Origin of the sequence: Moorena sp. SIO2C4, assembly GCF_010672485.1 — a bacterium.
Classification (GTDB): Bacteria; Cyanobacteriota; Cyanobacteriia; order Cyanobacteriales; family Coleofasciculaceae; genus Moorena; species Moorena producens.
In genome coordinates, this window is record NZ_JAAHGN010001023.1 from 1 (window position 1) to 2,708 (window position 2,708).

Below are 2,708 nucleotides of genomic sequence, written 5' to 3' on the forward strand. Positions count from 1 at the left end.
ACCTCTAAGTCGCGACAGGTCAAATCTTACCTATTATCCCTCCTAATTCAGATATAGCAAGACTTTCAACCACCCGCTTAACGGAACCAGTGCCAAACTCCCCCGATAGTAAACTGCCCCGACCTAGCTAGCGCTTTAGGTCGGGGCTTTGTCCGAGATCAATTTTGCACAACCAGCTGTCACACCCACCTAGCACCGGAAACTCAAGAACTTTGGAACAAAAATGTCACTTTATCACCTTTCCCCAAGCTAATGCGATCGCCTGTTCTTAGCCGATGCCGATTGCCTGGTGCTAGAGACGTGTGGTTGACATAAGTGCCATTGGAGCTGCCTACATCTTCTATATAGTAGGTATCCCCCTCAACTCTGATATCGGCGTGAATGCGAGAGACAATGTCTGAGTCAGGAAAACCAGAGACATCAATATCCGGGGGAATTTTATCATTGGGCTTACCCAGATGAATCACCGATATATGCTGCGGTAACTCAATTGTTGTATTGGTTTGCATATGCAGCAGTTGAGCTGAGATTACCTGCAACTGAGTTTGGGCAGTACCTCTATTGGGTACAGGGGGCGGTGGCGGGTTCTCTAAGTCAGCTTCTGGTATTGACGGTGATGGCGAGTTTTGGCTAGATTCTTCCTGAGAAAACCCTAAATTGCCAACGGTAGGTAGCGGCAATGGCAGGGTTTCTAAGTCAGGATTCTGCGGTTGAAATGCTTCTGAGTTGAGGGCTGGATTAACGACCGTAGCTGGCATAGGGGTGGTAGATTCAGCATCATCAGAACTGATAGGATTGGATGCTGGATCGGGGACTTGAGTATTCATAGCCATGGGTATAGGTTCAATAAGTGGGTCTGGGGATACCAAGTCGGGTATCTCTGGGGTAGAGTTTGACCCTGATTTCTCCCCTTTCTCCATATTGGCACCCACATTCAAGTGAAATCCACACTGACCACAGAAGCTTGCGTCAGTCTGAACTGTTGCACCACAGTTAGGACAGCTGGTAGTGGAAGGTAAGGGAGTGTAGCAGGCTTCACATTGGGTAGCCCCTTCCGGATTTTGGTGATTGCAGTTAGGGCAAACAATCATAGAACTTTAATTTATTATTTTTAACAGCTATTATCTAGTTTCAGATAATGTGACGATCATACACTTCCCGATCGGGCAAGTGTAGGCTTAATGCACCTCTTAAGGCTACCAGAACTCCTTTCTCCTTTGGAGACTCTGCGCGAACGAGGTACTATTAGTGATAGAACTATCAATAACTGGATTCCATCATGGCGCGTTTTCTTGTCAGGAACACGTCCTGCCCCACTTGTAATAGACTTGATTGAAGTTACTGTTTCGCACTTCATCGTTCACACTTGACACTTCCGCGCTTGTCAATGTTTCAAATCTTGACCTGCTGATTCATCTAGAAGCCACCAAAGTTCTCCTTGGGGCTGGATCAACCGAGCTGGATAGGTTTGTGGATCAGCTTCGGGGGCAAATATTTGAGCCAAGGCTGCTCTTTTGCCAGCACCAGCAACCAGAAACATAACGCAGTTGGCATGGTTAATCAAGCTCGACGTAAAGGTGATTCGTGGTTGACCATCTTTGTTGCCAACTGTAACTAGTCGGTCTTTTACTTGCAGAGCCTCTGTATGGGGGAATAGGGAGGCAGTATGGCCATCATCACCAATGCCTAACAAAATTACATCAAAGTGAGGAAACTCTCCTACTGGTATGCCAAAAAACTCATACAGTTGAGCTTGATGTTTATCGGCATCAGCAGTGGGACTAGAGCCATCGGTGGGCATGGGGTGAATGTTAGCCTCTGGTATATCGACTTTGTCTAACCAGGCCAGACGAGCCATCCTTTGATTACTATCCGGGTGCTCGGGACTAACATAGCGTTCATCACCCCAAAACACATGAATGTTATTCCAGGCAAGGTCAAAGGTAGCGATCGCTTCGTATAAAGGCTTGGGGGTGCTACCGCCAGCAAGGGCAATGGTACAGCGACCGTTAGCCTGGATTGCTCCTTCGATTTTACTGAGGACAACATCAACAGCTCGCCTAATCAAAGCTTCTTTATCCGGTACAACTTCAACCACTTTGTTCATAAAACCTGTCTGCCGAGGAACACTACATCCACAAGACTACCGTTAATCAGCGATTGTGCGATCGCTTTACCTGATTAAGGAAGAATACCAGGAATTATCCTAACACCTTGATTAGTGGTTAATGGTTAATGGTTAATGGTTAATGGTTAATGGCTAAGGCTGGTGACGCTCACCTAAAATGTAGAGCGCGGGACTTCCCCTCTAAAACTTAACACCAGCTAGGATGTTGGAGTTAGGATTCTTGATTGCCATAGGTTAATATGGGCAAAGCGCCATGGTTGGCCTTCGTGCTATTCTATTTTTACACTTGAGTGAGTACTCCAAAAACTACTCCAAAAACTAGTAAGCCAGTAATTTGAGGAGGAATTAATCATTCAAGTACTAAATTCGATGATTAAGTTAATCTAATAATCGCGCTTCATAGCCCATGAATACTAATTCTGTTTATTCCTCGTTTACTGCTCTGACTCTTAAGGTTGTCGGGGTGATAATGATCGTTTCCTCTCTTTTGGATTACATCATTTTGGCAATTCCCTCACAGGGAGCTAGCCTGTTAAAGCCAGAGTGGCAGTTGAACTTTGCTACCCAAGTTGTTGACCGA

The 2,708-nt window shown here is 45.8% G+C and carries 2 protein-coding genes and 1 pseudogene; 1 reads left to right on the forward strand and 2 read right to left on the reverse strand.

Annotated elements, in window-relative coordinates:
• Window positions 1-203 precede the first annotated feature (203 nt).
• The gene (locus F6K20_RS33080) at window positions 204-1,091 is read right to left on the reverse strand and encodes a double zinc ribbon and FHA domain-containing protein (protein ID WP_008178531.1); all 888 of its coding nucleotides are present in this window, start codon (window positions 1,089-1,091) and stop codon (window positions 204-206) included.
• Between the two features lie 293 nt (window positions 1,092-1,384).
• Window positions 1,385-2,107 (reverse strand): 6-phosphogluconolactonase, encoded by a 723-nt coding sequence (gene pgl / locus F6K20_RS33085; protein ID WP_008178529.1) that lies wholly within the window; start codon window positions 2,105-2,107, stop codon window positions 1,385-1,387.
• A gap of 427 nt (window positions 2,108-2,534) precedes the next feature.
• Between pgl and F6K20_RS40965 the strand changes: the two are divergent.
• A pseudogene (locus tag F6K20_RS40965) lies at window positions 2,535-2,708 on the forward strand (hormogonium polysaccharide biosynthesis protein HpsJ); the annotation flags it as partial.